This window comes from Rhizobium freirei PRF 81, from assembly GCF_000359745.1.
GTDB classification, from domain to species: Bacteria; Pseudomonadota; Alphaproteobacteria; order Rhizobiales; family Rhizobiaceae; genus Rhizobium; species Rhizobium freirei.
This window is the reverse complement of record NZ_AQHN01000005.1, coordinates 110,383-126,315: the sequence shown is the minus strand read 5'-3', so window position 1 is coordinate 126,315 and position 15,933 is coordinate 110,383. Positions and strand designations below refer to the sequence as shown.

The window sequence follows — 15,933 nt, the reverse complement described above, 5'->3', positions numbered from 1 at the left end:
CTCAAACGAAATACGGTCGCCGGGGACCCGAAAACCGGCAATGCAAACAAGTTGGGAGACGGGCGAAGGCGCCCGCGGATTCACCATGGCAAGGCAAGAAGCCAACGAGCAATTTCAGATCACCTCGTTCCTGGATGGCGCCAATGCTGCCTATATCGAGCAGCTTTACGCGCGTTACGAGGACGATCCTTCATCGGTTTCCGACGAATGGCGGTCTTTCTTCAAGGCGCTCGAGGATAACCCCGACGATGTGAAGAAGGCAGCCAAGGGCGCCTCCTGGCAGCGCAAGAACTGGCCGATCGCTGCGAAGGGCGACCTGGTTTCCGCGCTCGACGGCGACTGGGGCATTGTCGAAAAGGTCATCGAGACCAAGCTGAAGGCGAAGGCCGAAGTCGCCGGCACGCCGGCCGATACGACCGATGTCCTGCGGGCAACGCGCGACAGCGTCCGCGCCATCATGATGATCCGCGCCTATCGCATGCGTGGCCACCTGCATGCCAAGCTCGACCCGCTCGGCATCGCTGCTCCGGTCGAAGACTACAAGGAGCTGTCGCCGGAAGCCTATGGCTTCACCGAGGCGGACCTCGACCGCAAGATCTTCATCGACAACGTGCTCGGCCTCGAATTCGCGACCATTCGCGAGATGATCGAGATCCTCGAGCGCACCTATTGCTCCACCCTCGGCGTCGAATTCATGCACATCTCCAACCCGGAGGAAAAGGCGTGGATTCAGGAACGCATCGAAGGGCCGGACAAGGGCATCGCGTTCAATCCCGAGCGCAAGAAGGCCATTCTGCAGAAGGTCATCGAAGCAGAAGGCTACGAGCAGTTCCTCGACGTCAAATTCAAGGGCACCAAGCGTTTCGGCCTCGACGGCGGTGAATCGCTGATCCCGGCGCTCGAGCAGATCCTCAAGAGCGGCAGCCACCTTGGTCTGAGAGAAGCCGTGTTCGGCATGGCCCATCGCGGCCGTCTGAACGTGCTGTCCCAGGTCATGGGCAAGCCGCACCGCGCCATCTTCCACGAGTTCAAGGGCGGCTCCTATGCGCCCGACGAAGTCGAAGGTTCGGGCGACGTCAAGTACCATCTCGGTGCCTCCTCGGACCGCGATTTCGACGGCGCCAAGGTGCATGTGTCGCTGACGGCAAACCCGTCGCATCTGGAAATCGTCAACCCGGTCGTCATGGGCAAGGCCCGCGCCAAGCAGGACATGGGTGCCACCGTCTGGGATGGCGACATCATTCCGCTATCCGAACGCGCCAAGGTCGTGCCGCTGCTGATCCATGGTGACGCGGCTTTCGCAGGCCAGGGCGTCGTTGCGGAAATCCTTGGTCTCTCCGGTCTGCGCGGCCACCGCGTTGCCGGCACGATGCACGTCATCATCAACAACCAGATCGGTTTCACCACCAATCCGGCCTTCTCGCGTTCGTCGCCCTATCCGTCCGACGTCGCCAAGATGATCGAGGCGCCGATTTTCCACGTCAACGGCGATGATCCGGAAGCGGTCGTCTACGCGGCGAAGATCGCGACCGAATTCCGCATGAAGTTCCACAAGCCTGTCGTCCTCGACATGTTCTGCTACCGCCGTTACGGCCACAACGAGGGCGACGAGCCGTCCTTCACGCAGCCGAACATGTACAAGGTTATCCGTGCTCACAAGACGGTGCTGCAGATCTATTCGCAGCGGCTGATCGGTGAAGGCGTGCTGACCGAAGGCGAAGTCGAGAAGATGAAGGCCGACTGGCGCGCCCATCTCGAGCAGGAATTCGAGGCCGGCCAGTCCTACAAGCCGAACAAGGCCGATTGGCTCGACGGCGAGTGGTCCGGTCTGCACGCGGCCGACAATGCCGACGAGCAGCGCCGCGGCAAGACCGCCGTGCCGATGAAGTCGCTGAAGGACATCGGCCGCAAGCTGTCGGAAATCCCGGCTGGCTTCCATGCCCATCGTACCATCCAGCGCTTCATGGAAAACCGTGCCAACATGGTCCAGACCGGCGAGGGCATCGATTGGGCCATGGCGGAAGCCCTTGCATTCGGTTCACTCGTCGTCGATGGCCACAAGATCCGCCTGTCCGGTCAGGATTGCGAACGCGGCACCTTCTCGCAGCGTCATTCGGTTCTCTACGATCAGGAGACCGAAGAGCGCTATATTCCGCTCGCCAACCTGTCGCCGAACCAGGCCCGCTACGAAGTCATCAATTCGATGCTTTCGGAAGAAGCGGTTCTCGGCTTCGAATACGGCTATTCGCTCGCCCGTCCGAACGCGCTGACGCTGTGGGAAGCTCAGTTCGGCGATTTCGCCAACGGTGCGCAGGTCATCTTCGACCAGTTCATCTCGTCAGGCGAACGCAAGTGGCTGCGCATGTCCGGCCTCGTTTGCCTGCTGCCGCATGGCTATGAAGGCCAGGGTCCGGAACACTCTTCCGCCCGCCTGGAACGCTATCTGCAGCTCTGCGCCGAGGACAACATGCAGGTCGCCAACGTCACGACGCCGGCGAACTACTTCCACATCCTGCGCCGTCAGCTGAAGCGCGACTTCCGCAAGCCGCTGATCCTGATGACGCCGAAGTCGCTGCTGCGCCACAAGCGCGCCGTGTCGACCCTTACGGAGATGGCGGGCGAAAGCTCGTTCCATCGCCTGCTGTGGGACGATGCGGAAGTGATCAAGGATGGCCCGATCAAGCTGCAGAAGGACAACAAGATCCGTCGCGTCGTCATCTGCTCGGGCAAGGTCTATTACGATCTCCTGGAAGAGCGCGAGAAGCGCGGCATCGACGATGTCTACCTGCTGCGCATCGAACAGCTCTATCCGTTCCCGGCCAAGGCGCTCATCAACGAGCTCAGCCGCTTCCGCAACGCGGAGATGGTCTGGTGCCAGGAAGAGCCGAAGAACATGGGCGCATGGTCCTTCATCGATCCTTATCTGGAATGGGTGCTCGCCCATATCGATGCCAAGTACCAGCGCGTTCGCTACACCGGCCGTCCGGCCGCCGCCTCTCCGGCGACGGGCCTGATGTCCAAGCATCTGTCGCAGCTTGCGGCGTTCCTCGAGGATGCGCTCGGCGGTTGAGGGGTTGCGCGATGGCCTATTTTCATCTGAAACTTGTGCCACCGCGCCCCAGCTTCCCGCATGACGCCACGGAGGAGGAGATGGCCGCCATGCAGCGACACGCCGCCTATTGGCGAGAACATGCGAGTGCCGGGACGGCAGTTGTCGTCGGCCCGGTCTTCGCGGCCGATGGTGCTTTCGGCATGGCTGTCGTCGACGTAGAGCATGCCGATGCGGCCAGGTCGCTTGGTGATGCCGATCCCGTCCTTCTCGCCGGGCTCGGTTTTCGTATCGAAATCTCGCCGATGCCCTCACTCATTCTCCGGCCGTCCGTCGCCGGTAATTCTATCTAAGTCATAACGACGAAAAATCAGGATCTGAACAATGGCCACTGAAATCCGCGTTCCTACCCTCGGCGAATCCGTCAGCGAAGCGACTGTCGGAACCTGGTTCAAGAAAGTCGGCGATGCCATCAAGGCCGATGAGCCGCTTCTCGAACTTGAAACCGACAAGGTGACGATCGAAGTCCCCGCACCGTCGGCCGGCACCCTGTCCGAAATCGTTGCCCAGGCCGGCGAAACCGTAGGCCTCGGCGCGCTGCTCGGCCAGATCTCCGCCGGCAACGGCGCTGCCGCTGCTCCGGCACAGGCTGCCGCGCCTGCAGCGGCCCCGGCCGCTGCTGCTCCGGTTGCAGCTCCCGCCGTCTCCGCCCCGGCTTCTTCCATGCCGCCGGCACCGGCTGCTGGAAAGCTGCTTGCTGAAAACAATCTCTCCGCCGATCAGGTCGATGGCAGCGGCAAGCGCGGCCAGGTGCTGAAGGGCGATGTTATCGCCGCTGTCGCCAAGGCCGCTTCGGCTCCGGCCGCCGCACCGGCCGCTCCTGTTGCCGCCCGCGCCCCGACTGCCGTCGAGGATGCCGGCCGCGAAGAGCGTGTGAAGATGACGCGCCTGCGCCAGACGATCGCCAAGCGCCTCAAGGATGCACAGAACACCGCCGCCATGCTCACCACCTACAACGAGGTGGACATGAAGGCTGTGATGGACCTGCGCAACCGCTACAAGGACATCTTCGAGAAGAAGCATGGCGTGAAGCTCGGCTTCATGGGCTTCTTCACCAAGGCCGTCACGCACGCGCTGAAGGAACTGCCGGCCGTTAACGCCGAGATCGACGGCACCGACATCATCTACAAGAACTACTGCCACATCGGCGTTGCCGTCGGCACGGACAAGGGCCTGGTCGTTCCGATCGTGCGCGATGCCGACCAGATGTCGATCGCCGAGATCGAGAAGGAAATCGGCCGCCTCGGCAAGGCAGCCCGCGACGGTCAGCTTTCGATGGCCGACATGCAGGGCGGCACCTTCACCATCTCGAACGGCGGCGTCTACGGTTCGCTGATGTCCTCGCCGATTCTGAATGCGCCGCAGTCGGGCATTCTCGGCATGCACAAGATCCAGGAGCGTCCGGTCGCCATCGGCGGCCAGGTCGTCATCCGCCCGATGATGTATCTGGCGCTCTCCTACGATCACCGCATCGTCGACGGCAAGGAAGCGGTCACCTTCCTCGTGCGCGTCAAGGAAAGCCTGGAAGATCCGGAACGTCTCGTTCTCGATCTCTAAGGGGAGCGTTGGATCATGTCGACATGGCCCATGCGGACGCTGCGCGGATTGTTGTGCGCCGTCGCCGCATGGGTTTCATCGTCCGCCGGTGCGGACGACTTCGACACTTCTAAACTCAGCAGCAATTTCGATCTGGCGTCGCTTAGCGACGCCGATCTTGACGCCCGCTCGATCAAGGTTCTTCGCATCGGCAAGGTGGAGCTGACCTCCGGGCGCATCGTCGCCAGCGATCCGCTGGTTGGGCCTGACCGCGCAGCGCTCGTCCGGAAGGTTGCCCCCGGTGACTATCCCGTGACGCTTTATGAAGCCTTCGGCCGCATCGCTGCGGCCAGCATGCGTTTTGCAGAGGGCAAGCCGGTACGTTGGGAACTGGCGCTGATCCCGGGCCAGGATATCAATTCGCTGAAGGGCGACGAGTTTTTCGGCTATCCGGTCGATGCCGGTCTCGGCTGCTACATGGATGCCGATACCTATGCCTTGATCCAGCAGCGCGAAAAGCGGGTTCAGGCGGAGAAGGCATCGTCAGATATCAATTATTATGACGACGTCCTGGCGCCGGAGCTGCAGACAAACGGCGACAAATATGCCATGCACCGGCCGATAGCAGGCAAGCGCGGCAATGTCGCGATTTTCTGGAGCGGCTGGGGCGATGGTTTCTATCCGGTTTTCTGGGGGCTCGACGCTAGCGGCCTGCCTCTCGTTCTGCTTACTGATTTCGGCGTAACCGAGAATGCCAACGGCCGGCGCGAGCCGGGAGGCGAATGATCATGCCGGCAATGTCGACGATGGTAAAACAGACGCCTCTGTACGGGGCGATGTTGATTTTCGCGGTCAACCCGCTGCCTGCCTTTGCGGCTGAATGTGCGCAGGAAAAGGCCGTCTATGTCGATATGGACAATGCCTACGAGTTGCGCTTCGAGCCCATGGGGTCGGAATCATCCGTCAGCAACAGATTCAAACTTGCCGTGCGCAATACCGCGATCGTGGCCGAGGGCGTCGTCATGCGCACCGACGATCAGTTGCGCGCCGATGGCCGGATCATGTTCGAATGCCCCGAGGGCGATGTGACCGGGGCGGATCTCAGAGCATGCACCGTCTGGCAAGGCATGGTTTACGCCTCCGACCTGAAAGGCCATATTCGTGCGCTGCCAGCCGAAGGCGAGAGCGCGGCGGACCGGCTTTTCCTGCCGGCGCTCGGTCCCTCCATCCGGAAGTCTTCCCTCTGGGGTAAAGGCAAGGCGACCGTCGCGCCCTGGGATGTCCTCAGCTTGAAAGGATGCAATCAATGACCGATGATGCGCCTGTTCTCCTTGTAACCGGCGGTAGCCGCGGCATCGGTGCTGCGATTTGCCTGGCCGCCGCCCAGCACGGCTGGGCCGTGGCAGTCAACTACGCGTCGAGCGAGGAAGCCGCCGAGGCTGTGGTGGGGACGATCCGCGATGCCGGCGGCAAGGCGATTGCGATCGCGGGCGATGTCGGCAAGGCCGAGGATATCAAATCCGTCTTCGCCAAAATCGATGCGCATTTCGGCCGTATCGACGGGCTTGTCAACAATGCCGGCATCGTCGACGCCATGCAGCGCCTGGACGAGATGACGCCGGAGCGGATCGACCGCATGTTCCGCATCAACATCACCGGCTCGATGCTGGCGGCAGCGGAAGCCGTGCGCCGCATGTCGACCCGGCATGGCGGCAAGGGCGGGGTGATCATCAACGTCTCGTCCATGGCTGCCACGCTTGGCGGTGGCGGACAATATGTCGATTATGCCGCATCGAAGGGAGCGATCGATACTTTCACGGTCGGTCTTGCACGCGAAGTGGCGGCCGAAAGCATCCGCGTCAATGCCGTCCGGCCCGGCATCATCGATACGGATATCCATGCCGCCGCCGGCTTGCCGGACCGGGCTCGCGACATCGCACCGCAATTGCCGATGAAGCGTGCGGGAACCTCCGACGAGGTGGCGGACGCGGTCCTCTACCTGCTTAGCCCCCACGCATCCTACATAACGGGCGCCCTGCTCGATGTAAGCGGCGGCCGCTGATGGGAGTGGGTAGATAACATGCAGTATATTTTCGAATTTCTCGGCCTGATGGCGGTGTTCTCGATCTTCATCGTCGTTCCCGGCGCCGATTTTGCCGTCATCCTACGGCAGAGCATCGTGCATGGCCGCCGCGCTGCCGTCATGACAGGGCTTGGCATGGGCTTCTCGCTGCTGTTTCACATCAGCTACACCATCCTCGGTCTTGGCCTGATCGTGTCGCAGTCGCTCATGCTGTTCAGCATGATCAAATGGGCCGGCGTGCTCTATCTCGTTTATCTCGGCATCAAGTCCTTCCGCGAGCCGGGCTTTAAGATCAACGAAATCGAGATCACGGATGCGGATCGCAAGCCGGTCTCGGTCTGGCGCTGCCTGGCGACGGGCTTCATCACCAATGCGCTGAACCCGAAGGCGGTGGTGTTCTTCCTGTCGCTGTTTTCGACGCTCATCCATCACGACACGCCGGGGCTGATCCAGTTCGGCTACGGCATCGGCATGGCGACGGCGCTCGTCGCCTGGTTCGCCGGCGTCTCGACCTTCTTCACCGTCAAGCCGGTTCGCGATCGTTTCATCGCCTCAGGAAAATGGTTCAACCGCATCACCGGAGCGGCGCTCGTTGGCTTCGGCATCCGCCTCGCCCTGGCGCGGGCGGCCGATTAGAGCCGGATGATTTTAGGTCGAAACGACCTAAAATCTGAATCCGCTCTAGAATCAAAGAAGTAGAGCATGATGTCGTCCGAAAACCGCTCACACTTTTCGGCATCATGCTCTAACAGAGATACAAAACAAGGAAATTAAGACATGTCCTACGATGTGATCATTATCGGAACCGGCCCTGGCGGCTATGTCTGCGCAGTCAAGGCAGCGCAGCTCGGCCTGAAGGTCGCGGTCGTCGAAAAGCGCGCGACCTTTGGCGGCACCTGCCTCAACGTCGGCTGCATTCCGTCCAAGGCGCTGCTGCATGCTTCCGAGATGTTTCACCACGCCGGTCATGGCATGGATGCGCTTGGCATCGAGGTCGCTGCACCGACGCTGAACCTCGGCAAGATGCTGGCGCACAAGGATGCGACGGTGAAGTCGAATGTCGACGGCGTCGCCTTCCTGTTCAAGAAGAACAAGATCGATGCTTTCCAGGGCACCGGCAAGATTGTCTCCGCCGGCAAGGTTTCCGTGACCGCCGATGACGGCAAGGTCACCGAGATCGAGGGCAAGAACATCGTCATCGCCACCGGTTCCGACGTTGCCGGCATTCCGGGCGTTCCGCTCGAGATCGACGAGAAGGTCATCATCTCGTCGACCGGCGGCATCGCGCTCGACAAGGTGCCGGGCAAGATGATCGTGGTCGGCGGCGGCGTCATCGGCCTCGAGCTCGGCTCGGTCTGGTCACGCCTCGGCGCCAAGGTCACCGTCGTCGAATATCTCGACACCATCCTCGGCGGCATGGATGGCGAAGTCTCCAAGCAGTTCCAGCGCATGCTCGCCAAGCAGGGCATCGAATTCCATCTCGGCGCCAAGGTTACCGGCGTCGAGAAGTCCGGTAATGGCGCGAAGGTTACGTTCGAACCGGTCAAGGGCGGCGACAAGGTCGTGCTCGATGCGGATGTCGTTCTCGTCGCCACCGGCCGCAAGCCGTACACGGCGGGCCTCGGGCTGGAAGAAGCCGGCGTCGTGCTCGACAATCGCGGCCGCGTCGAGATCGACGGTCACTTCAAGACCAATGTCGCCGGCATCTATGCCATCGGCGACGTCGTGAAAGGCCCGATGCTCGCCCATAAGGCGGAAGACGAGGGTGTGGCGCTTGCCGAAATCCTCGCCGGCCAGGCCGGCCATGTGAACTATGACGTCATCCCGAGCGTGGTCTATACGCAGCCGGAAGTCGCCTCCGTCGGCAAGACCGAGGAAGAGCTGAAGGCTGCAGGTATCGCCTATAAGGTCGGCAAGTTCCCGTTCTCCGCCAACGGCCGTGCCCGCGCCATGCTGGCGACGGACGGCTTCGTCAAGATCCTGGCCGACAAGGAAACGGATCGCGTTCTCGGCGGCCATATCGTCGGCTTCGGTGCCGGCGAAATGATCCACGAAATTACCGTGCTGATGGAGTTCGGCGGTTCGTCGGAAGATCTCGGCCGTACCTGCCATGCGCATCCCACAATGTCGGAAGCTGTGAAGGAAGCAGCGCTCGCGACCTTCTTCAAGCCGATCCATATGTAAACGGCATCCCAGCGCAGCGGGGTGCTGGGATTGCAATGCTTGGCTGATGATGCGATGAACAAGGCTCCCCTGCATCGCATCATCGAAGCTCTCCCATTCACCGAAGTCAGCATGTTACGCCAAATCCCCGCTGTTTCCGCATTCCTACAACTTTTCATTGTCGCGGCCTTCACGCTCCTGCTGAATGGTGTGCTTCCGGCTCGTGCCGAAACGCCCGTCGTCGGCTGGCCGCAGGCCAGCAGCGATCTGCTGGCGGAGTCCGGCATCCGCTTTGGCACGCTGCCCAACGGCATGCGCTTTGCGATCATGCACAATGCGACGCCGGCGGGGCAGGTGGCGATCCGCTTCCGCATTGGCGCCGGCTCGCTGCAGGAACGCGATGACCAGCAGGGTCTGGCGCATTTCCTTGAGCATATGGCGTTCAAGGGTTCGACCCACGTTCCTGAAGGCGAGATGATCCGCACTCTCCAGCGCCTCGGCCTGGCCTTTGGCGCGGATACCAATGCCTCGACGAGCTACGGCGAAACCGTCTATTCGCTGGATCTGCCGGAAGCCAATGCCGAGACGGTGTCCACCGGCCTGATGCTGATGCGCGAGACGGCGAGCGAACTGACGCTCGATGCCGGCGCCTTCGACCGCGAGCGCGGCGTCATCCTTTCCGAAGAGAAGCTGCGCGACACCCCGCAATATCGGGGCGGGATCGGCTTCCTCAATCGGCTGCTGCCGGGCCAACGGGCGACGCAGCGGCCGCCCATCGGCAAGACCGACATCATCAGCAATGCCCCGGTCGATCTGGTTCGGGACTATTATCGCGCCAACTATCGGCCGGAGAGCTCGACGCTGATCGTGGTCGGCGATATCGATGCGGCTGATATCGAAGCCGATATCCGCAACCGTTTCGGCAATTGGACATCGAATACGCCAGCGCCGGCCGCAACCGATCTGGGCGTTCTCGAAAAACACGGTGAGCGTGTCGGAACCGTCGTCGTGCCCGGCGGCGCGACCCGCGTGCAGATCGCCTGGACCCGACCATATGACACCTCTGAGGATACGGTTGCCAAGCGCCGCGAGCAGGTGGTCGAAGGGATCGGTCTTGCCGTCCTTAACAGGCGCATCTCCGTTTTGGCGCAGCTGCCCGATGCGCCCTTCGTCACCGCGCAGGCCGGTGCGCAGAATGTCCTGAAATCCGCGCGCGTCACGATGATTGCTGCCGATACCAATCCGGACAAATGGCAGGAAGCCCTTGCCGCCATCGATCGCGAACAGCGCCGGATTGCAGAGTTCGGTGTCGCGCAAAGCGAGATCGACCGCGAAATTACCGAATACCGCTCGATGCTGCAGGCCGCTGCGGGCGGTGCGGCGACGCGCACAAGCCCCGATATCGCAGGGTCCCTGGTCTGGAGCGTCGGCGAGAATGTCGTTTTCACGTCGCCGGCGGACGACCTTTCATTGTTCGATGCCGCGATGAAAGGTCTGACTGCGACCGAGGCCAACGAAAGTCTTCAGCGCGCCTTTGCAGGCAATGGTCCGCAGCTGGTGCTGCAGATTCCGCAAATGCCCGAAGGCGGCCTCGCTGCTGTGGAAAAGGCCTATGCCGACTCGCGTGCCATGCCGGTTACTGCGCCATCGCAAACGGCAGCCGTCGAATGGCCCTATACCGATTTCGGAACGGCGGGAGCCGTCGTCGAGCGGCGTGTGGTCGATGACCTTGGCGTTACGATGGTGCGCTTTGCCAATGGTGTGCGCTTGACCGTCAAGCCGACCAAGCTTCGCGCCGACGAAATATTGGTCCGCGCCAATATCGGCCATGGTCGGCTCGAACTGCCGCATGACCGGCCGCTGCCGATTTGGGCGTCGTCGTCGGTCCCGCTCTCCGGTCTGAAGGCCATCGGCTACGAGGACATGCAGAAGGCTTTGGCTGGAAAGGTCGTCGGCAGTGATTTCTCCATCCGGGATGACGCCTTCCGGTTCGAAGGGGCCACGCGGCCGAGCGACCTGGCGACGCAGTTGCAGCTTCTGACGGCCTACGCGTCCGATCCGGTCTATCGCCCCGACGTCTTCAAGCGGGTGCAGCAGGCCTATCTGAACAGTCTTCCGCAGCTTCAGGCAACGCCGGGCAGCGTGGTCGGCCGTGATCTTCCCGGCCTTCTGCATTCCGGGGATCCGCGTTGGACCTTCCCGGAGCGGGCGCAACTGCTCGATGCCAAGCCGGAGGATTTCGAGGCGTTCCTGCGGCCCTATCTTTCCAAGGGGCAGATCGAAGTCATCATCGCCGGCGATGTTGCGGTGGATGACGCCATCCGCATGACGGCCGAGACCTTTGGCGCGCTGCCGGCCCGGCCTGACGCGCGGGGACAGGCCGGTAATGGCGACAGGCTCTTTCCGGCGCCGACCGCAGAACCGGTCGTGCGGCTTCAGGACGGGCGAAGCGACAATGCCGGCGCGCTCGTCGCCATGCCGGTCGGCGATTTTCTCTCCAACCTGCCGCGCGCTGCCGCCGCTAACACTACCGGAGCGATCTTCCGCAATCGCCTGATCGATCAGTTCCGCGTTGCCGAGGGCGCGACTTATAGTCCCCAGGGCGATGTCGATCTGTCCAGAGCGATACCGGGCTATGGTTTTACCTATTATTATGTCGAGACGACCCCGGCCAAGGTCGACCATTTCTTCGATCTCGTGGACAGGATCGCCGCCGATTTGCGGGACAAGGATGTTTCGCCGGATGAACTCACGCGGGCCAGGGCTCCGATCGTTGAGGAGATCAAGCGCTCGCAACAGACCAATAATTATTGGCTGGAGAGCCTCGGCAATGCCCAGACCGACCCGCGGCGCCTGGAACGGATTCGCGGCAGTATCGACAATTACCAATCCCTGACCGCGCAGGACGTCCGCGCGATCGCCACGAAATATCTGAAGCCGGAGACGGCCTGGCGCCTGAAGATCTTGCCGGCGAATGGAGCGGCTGTTCGCTAGAGCAGCTCCAGGAAAAGTGCGTAGCGGTTTTCCGTCCGGAATGCGCTGGGAAACAAGAAGATAGAGCGTTTTCGCGATTCGAAGAAAAGCGGAAATGCTCTAGCCGGCCGCACCTCTGGTAAATTGCCGCAGGCGGCATTTGCGCGTTTTGGTAGATTTGCCGATGTGGTAGCTTGCAGACATCGAAGCGACAGGTGAGATGATGCCTGCAAGACCCCTGGTGGTGAAACCCCTCATGCCGCACCCGGCGTTGCCGACCGCGGACTGGGCGGATTGTTACGAGCTACAGGTTCCGAAATCGGATTTCACGGCAATTGCTGCCGCGCGTGCCATGCTCAGCCGCTTTCCGCTCTGGGTGCGGCTATTGCTGAAACTGCGCGATTCGGTGACGTCCCTGTTCGGATTGAAGTCGTCCGGCAGCGCGGCTGGGGATGGCGTGGAAACGATCGGCTTCTTTCCCGTCGTCAGCAAATCGGACCATCAGGTCGTGCTCGGTTTTGACGATCGTCATCTCGACTTTCGCGTCGTCATCGACGTGCGGGATGATGCCCAGGGCCACCGGCTGGTTGATGCGACGACGCTGGTGAGACGCAAGATACTGCTCGGGCGGGTCTATATCGCGCTGATTGCGCCGTTCCATCGGCTGATCGTCGCAAACATGCTCGCCGGTTTCGGCAAGCGCATGTCTAAGGTCAGTTTACAGACGTCACCGTAAAGCCCTGCTTGCGCAGCAGTGCGACCAGACCCTGATCGCCAACGAGATGAAGTGCGCCGACGGCGATGAAGGCGTTGCCCTTGCCGAGGATCGGGGCGGAGCGTTCGGCCATCACCTTGTTGCGGTCGAGGATGATGCGCTGTTCGAAGGCGGCGGTGTCGGCGTCCGTGATCTTCTGGCTCGGCTCGATGACCTTCAGCATCGGCACCATCGCGCCGATATTGCCGACGAGATAGAGGTCGGTCATCGTTTCGTTGACGTCGTTGATCTTGTTGCCGAGCTCGAGCGTCTGGATCAGCGACTTCAGATGCAGTTCGGTCGGCAGGTCGCTCATGGCCTTGGCCTGCTCTGCCAGCGTCTCCAGGCCCTTGACTTGCTTGCCTTGGGCGGCGGCGTCGCTTGCCAGCTTCTGATCGAGGAATTTCGCGCCGGCAGTCTTGCGACGAACTTCGCAGCCGGTCATTTCGAAGGAGCTCGCAATCAGCCAGGGCTGCATGCGGGAAACGGCGGCAAGAACAATCCCGCGTTCCTTTAGCCCCGCCTCCAGACGTGCATTGTCTTCTGGCGAAAGATGCTGGCTGATGGTCGAGCCGTCGGCGAGCATGGTCAGGGACGGATTGGCAAACAGCGTAGCCGCGGCCTTCTTGTCGTCGAGAATCTCATCGGATTCGACGACGATCGTATCCGATGAGGCGACAGCCTCGGCTGCGCCCTTCGGCATGGTAAGCACGCGCGAATCGGAGACATGCATGGTGCCGAGCAGCCAGGAGGGCTTCAGGCCGGGCTTTTCGATCTTCCAGAAAATGCCCTTGCCGTTTTCCACTTTGTCGCCGGCGGCGATGATGGAGGCGTATTTCGCGGGATCGGTTTTCTGCAGCTCCGCCATCAGATCCTTGCCGCCGCAGCTGTCGGACGGTGCTTCTTCGGCATGGGCCGGCTGCAGCGTCAGCATGGTCGCGACCAGCAGGATCGCCAGTGCGAGCGGAAAGGCTGTGGCAAGCCAAAGCAGGATGTCGCCGGGCGTCGGCTTCATCGACCGCATCGCCTTGGATCCGAGGGCAGATATCATCAAAACCTTCCGTTCGCAGAGGGCATATCCTTAGCGCTCGAAAGCGGCTTTCGGGAGGCATGCCGGGACAGGATTCTGCTTTACACGCACCGGACGGAGATTCCCTTAATGCAAGGGGTTAATCTTTCCTTACGCGCGGGGATGGGCGCGGTCATAGACCTCGAGCAGCCGCGAGGAGTCGACGCCGGTATAGACCTGTGTCGTCGACAGGCTGGCGTGGCCAAGCAGCTCCTGGATGGTGCGCAGATCGCCACCACCGGCCAGGAGATGGGTGGCGAAGGAATGACGAAGCGCATGCGGTGTGGCCGTATCCGGCAGGCCGAAAGCGCCGCGCAGCTTCTGCATGCCGTGCTGGATGATGCCCGGCTGCAGCTTGCCGCCGCGGGCGCCGCGAAAGAGCGGACCGTCCGCATCGAGATGGTAGGGGCAAATCTTGCGGTAGTGATCGACCGCCTCGATAACGATCGGCAGCAGCGGCACCAGCCGCGTCTTGTTGCCCTTGCCGGTGATGCGCAGGGAGGTTGCGCCTTGCGGCATGTCCTGCGGCTTCAGACCCAGCGCTTCGGAAATGCGCAGGCCGCAGCCATAGAGCAGGGTCAGCACGGCTGCGTCGCGTGCGGCGATCCAGGGCTCCTCATGCAGCTGCGCCTCGTCGCTGACGACGGTGATCGCCTGGGTATCCGAGAGCGGCTTGGGAAGCGATTTCGGCTGTTTCGGCGAACGCACCGCGGCTGCACCGGCGGCATTCACCAGGCCTTTCTTTTCGAGGTAACGCAACAGTGAACGAAGGCCGGCAAGATTGCGCCCGAGCGAACGCGCGCCTGCGCCATCCTTGCGGCGTGTGGCGAGAAAGGCGCGAAAGTCCGCGGGGCGCAGAGCCTGGATATCCTTGATCGTCGCCGGACCGCCGAGATGGCCTGTGAGGAACATCAGAAACTGCCGCGTATCGCGCTCATAGGCATTCAGGGTGTGATCGGCGAGCCGCCGTTCCTGGCCAAGCGCTTCGAGCCAGCGGTTGCGTTCCGCCATCAACCCTGAGTCGGCGATGATCAACAAATCGTTCAGTGGAAACCCCCTTGAAATTCGGATTCCTTCTGCCACTTTGAAGGAAGGAAGGTTATGGAATCACTAACTTTCCCGCTGCTTCGGGTGTGTTTCCCCCTCGTATTGCAGGTACAGCTGCACCAAAAAACTGCATATGGGCCGATCGCGGATCTTCAGCGGTTCGGTTGTCATATGCGAGGCGTTTGTCATGCTTCGATCATATTCGATTGCGATAGCATATATCCCAACCATTCAGGATACTTCATGGCGCGCCGCGGTTCGATGACTGCACTGGGACAGCTGGCAGAGGCGATCGCTCTGGTGTCCCAGGGCCAACCCGGACATATCGTCGATACTTTGATCGCCGAGCGCGGGCGGAAGATCGTGCGCAACCCGCTCTGGCCGCTCATGCGTCCGTTCCTTTACACGCTGCTGCGCTACAACAAGGCGATCGAATTTGCCGATGATGTCGCCAAGCTTTCGGGCTTCCAGTGTTTCGAATATATGAGCGATCTGCTGAGACTTGATATCGGCGTCACCCATGCCGAGCGCATTCCGGCTACCGGCGGCTTCATTCTCGTCAGCAACCATCCGACCGGCATTGCGGACGGCGTCGCCGTCTTTGACCTCTTGAAGTCGCGCCGGCCCGATATGATGATCTTTGCCAATCGCGATGCCGTCCGCGTCAATCCGCGCTTCGCCGAGATGATCATCCCGGTCGAATGGCGAGAGGAGCACAAGAGCAAGCCGAAGACGCGCGAGACGCTGCAGCTGACCAACCGCGCTGTCGCCGACGGCAAGGTCACCGTGCTGTTTCCGTCCGGCCGCATCGCCTATTGGGCGAACGGCAAGCTGAACGAGCGTCCCTGGAAGACATCGGCCGTTGGGCTGGCGCGAAAATACAATCTGCCGATCCTGCCCGTGCATCTGACGGCGCGCAATTCCGGCCTGTTCTACTGGTTCGCAAAATGGTCGACCGAGCTGCGCGACATGACCGTCTTTCACGAGCTGCTCAACAAGCGCGGCGACCAGTTCGATTTCCTTGTCGGTAATTTGATCCCCGTCGAACACCTGGACGGCGAGGTCAACGAGGTGACGAAGGCGCTGGAGAAGCACACCGTCTTCGATCTTGCAGCCGACAGCAATGCAACCTTCTCGCCGCTTGTTCTACCCAGGCGGGACGAAACCCTGGTTTCGCGTTCTCTTTGATATGGGAATCG

13 protein-coding genes are annotated in these 15,933 nt (G+C 61.6%); 11 read left to right on the top strand and 2 right to left on the bottom strand.

The annotated features are described in order from the left end of the window. Window positions 1–85 precede the first annotated feature (85 nt). The 10 genes from RHSP_RS01725 (at window position 86) to RHSP_RS01680 (ending at window position 12,600) form a co-directional block, all read left to right on the top strand. Window positions 86–3,070, top strand: coding sequence for a 2-oxoglutarate dehydrogenase E1 component (locus RHSP_RS01725; protein ID WP_037149070.1), 2,985 nt, complete (start codon window positions 86–88; stop codon window positions 3,068–3,070). Window positions 3,071–3,081: 11 nt separating this feature from the next. Then, the gene (locus RHSP_RS01720; RefSeq protein WP_004107856.1) at window positions 3,082–3,402 is read left to right on the top strand and encodes a YciI family protein; all 321 of its coding nucleotides are present in this window, start codon (window positions 3,082–3,084) and stop codon (window positions 3,400–3,402) included. Window positions 3,403–3,433: 31 nt separating this feature from the next. Next, a complete protein-coding gene (odhB, locus tag RHSP_RS01715; protein WP_037148971.1) occupies window positions 3,434–4,666 on the top strand; it encodes a 2-oxoglutarate dehydrogenase complex dihydrolipoyllysine-residue succinyltransferase in 1,233 nt (410 codons plus the stop codon). A 15-nt stretch (window positions 4,667–4,681) separates the two neighbouring features. Then, entirely contained in the window at window positions 4,682–5,431 is a 750-nt protein-coding gene (locus RHSP_RS01710) for a DUF4241 domain-containing protein (protein WP_004107853.1), read from the top strand. After that, a complete protein-coding gene (locus tag RHSP_RS01705) occupies window positions 5,428–5,955 on the top strand; it encodes a hypothetical protein (protein WP_004107852.1) in 528 nt (175 codons plus the stop codon). Before RHSP_RS01710 ends, RHSP_RS01705 begins: the two co-directional genes overlap by 4 nt. Next, complete coding sequence (locus tag RHSP_RS01700) at window positions 5,952–6,707, top strand: SDR family oxidoreductase (protein ID WP_004107851.1); 756 nt, start codon at window positions 5,952–5,954, stop codon at window positions 6,705–6,707. Before RHSP_RS01705 ends, RHSP_RS01700 begins: the two co-directional genes overlap by 4 nt. A gap of 18 nt (window positions 6,708–6,725) precedes the next feature. Continuing rightward, complete coding sequence (locus RHSP_RS01695) at window positions 6,726–7,364, top strand: LysE family transporter (RefSeq protein WP_004107850.1); 639 nt, start codon at window positions 6,726–6,728, stop codon at window positions 7,362–7,364. Window positions 7,365–7,505: 141 nt separating this feature from the next. Beyond that, complete coding sequence (gene lpdA, locus RHSP_RS01690) at window positions 7,506–8,912, top strand: dihydrolipoyl dehydrogenase (protein WP_004107849.1); 1,407 nt, start codon at window positions 7,506–7,508, stop codon at window positions 8,910–8,912. 111 nt (window positions 8,913–9,023) lie between these two features. Further along, window positions 9,024–11,885, top strand: coding sequence for a M16 family metallopeptidase (locus RHSP_RS01685; protein ID WP_200863235.1), 2,862 nt, complete (start codon window positions 9,024–9,026; stop codon window positions 11,883–11,885). A gap of 202 nt (window positions 11,886–12,087) precedes the next feature. Beyond that, window positions 12,088–12,600 (top strand): DUF2867 domain-containing protein, encoded by a 513-nt coding sequence (locus RHSP_RS01680; protein WP_004107847.1) that lies wholly within the window; start codon window positions 12,088–12,090, stop codon window positions 12,598–12,600. Here the strand turns inward: RHSP_RS01680 and RHSP_RS01675 are convergent. Both RHSP_RS01675 and RHSP_RS01670 read right to left on the bottom strand, forming a co-directional pair. Next, window positions 12,578–13,669: a TraB/GumN family protein gene (locus RHSP_RS01675; RefSeq protein ID WP_037148959.1), complete on the bottom strand. Its 1,092-nt coding sequence runs from the start codon at window positions 13,667–13,669 to the stop codon at window positions 12,578–12,580. The genes RHSP_RS01680 and RHSP_RS01675 overlap by 23 nt on opposite strands. A 129-nt stretch (window positions 13,670–13,798) precedes the next feature. Next, window positions 13,799–14,734 carry a tyrosine recombinase XerC gene (locus RHSP_RS01670; protein WP_037149058.1) on the bottom strand — a complete coding sequence of 312 codons (936 nt, stop codon included), beginning with the start codon at window positions 14,732–14,734 and terminating at the stop codon, window positions 13,799–13,801. Window positions 14,735–14,977: 243 nt separating this feature from the next. Here RHSP_RS01670 and RHSP_RS01665 point away from each other — a divergent pair, with 243 nt between their 5' ends. Then, window positions 14,978–15,922, top strand: a complete 945-nt coding sequence (locus RHSP_RS01665) for a GNAT family N-acetyltransferase (protein WP_037148957.1) — start codon at window positions 14,978–14,980, stop codon at window positions 15,920–15,922. The last annotated feature ends 11 nt before the right edge of the window (window positions 15,923–15,933 follow it).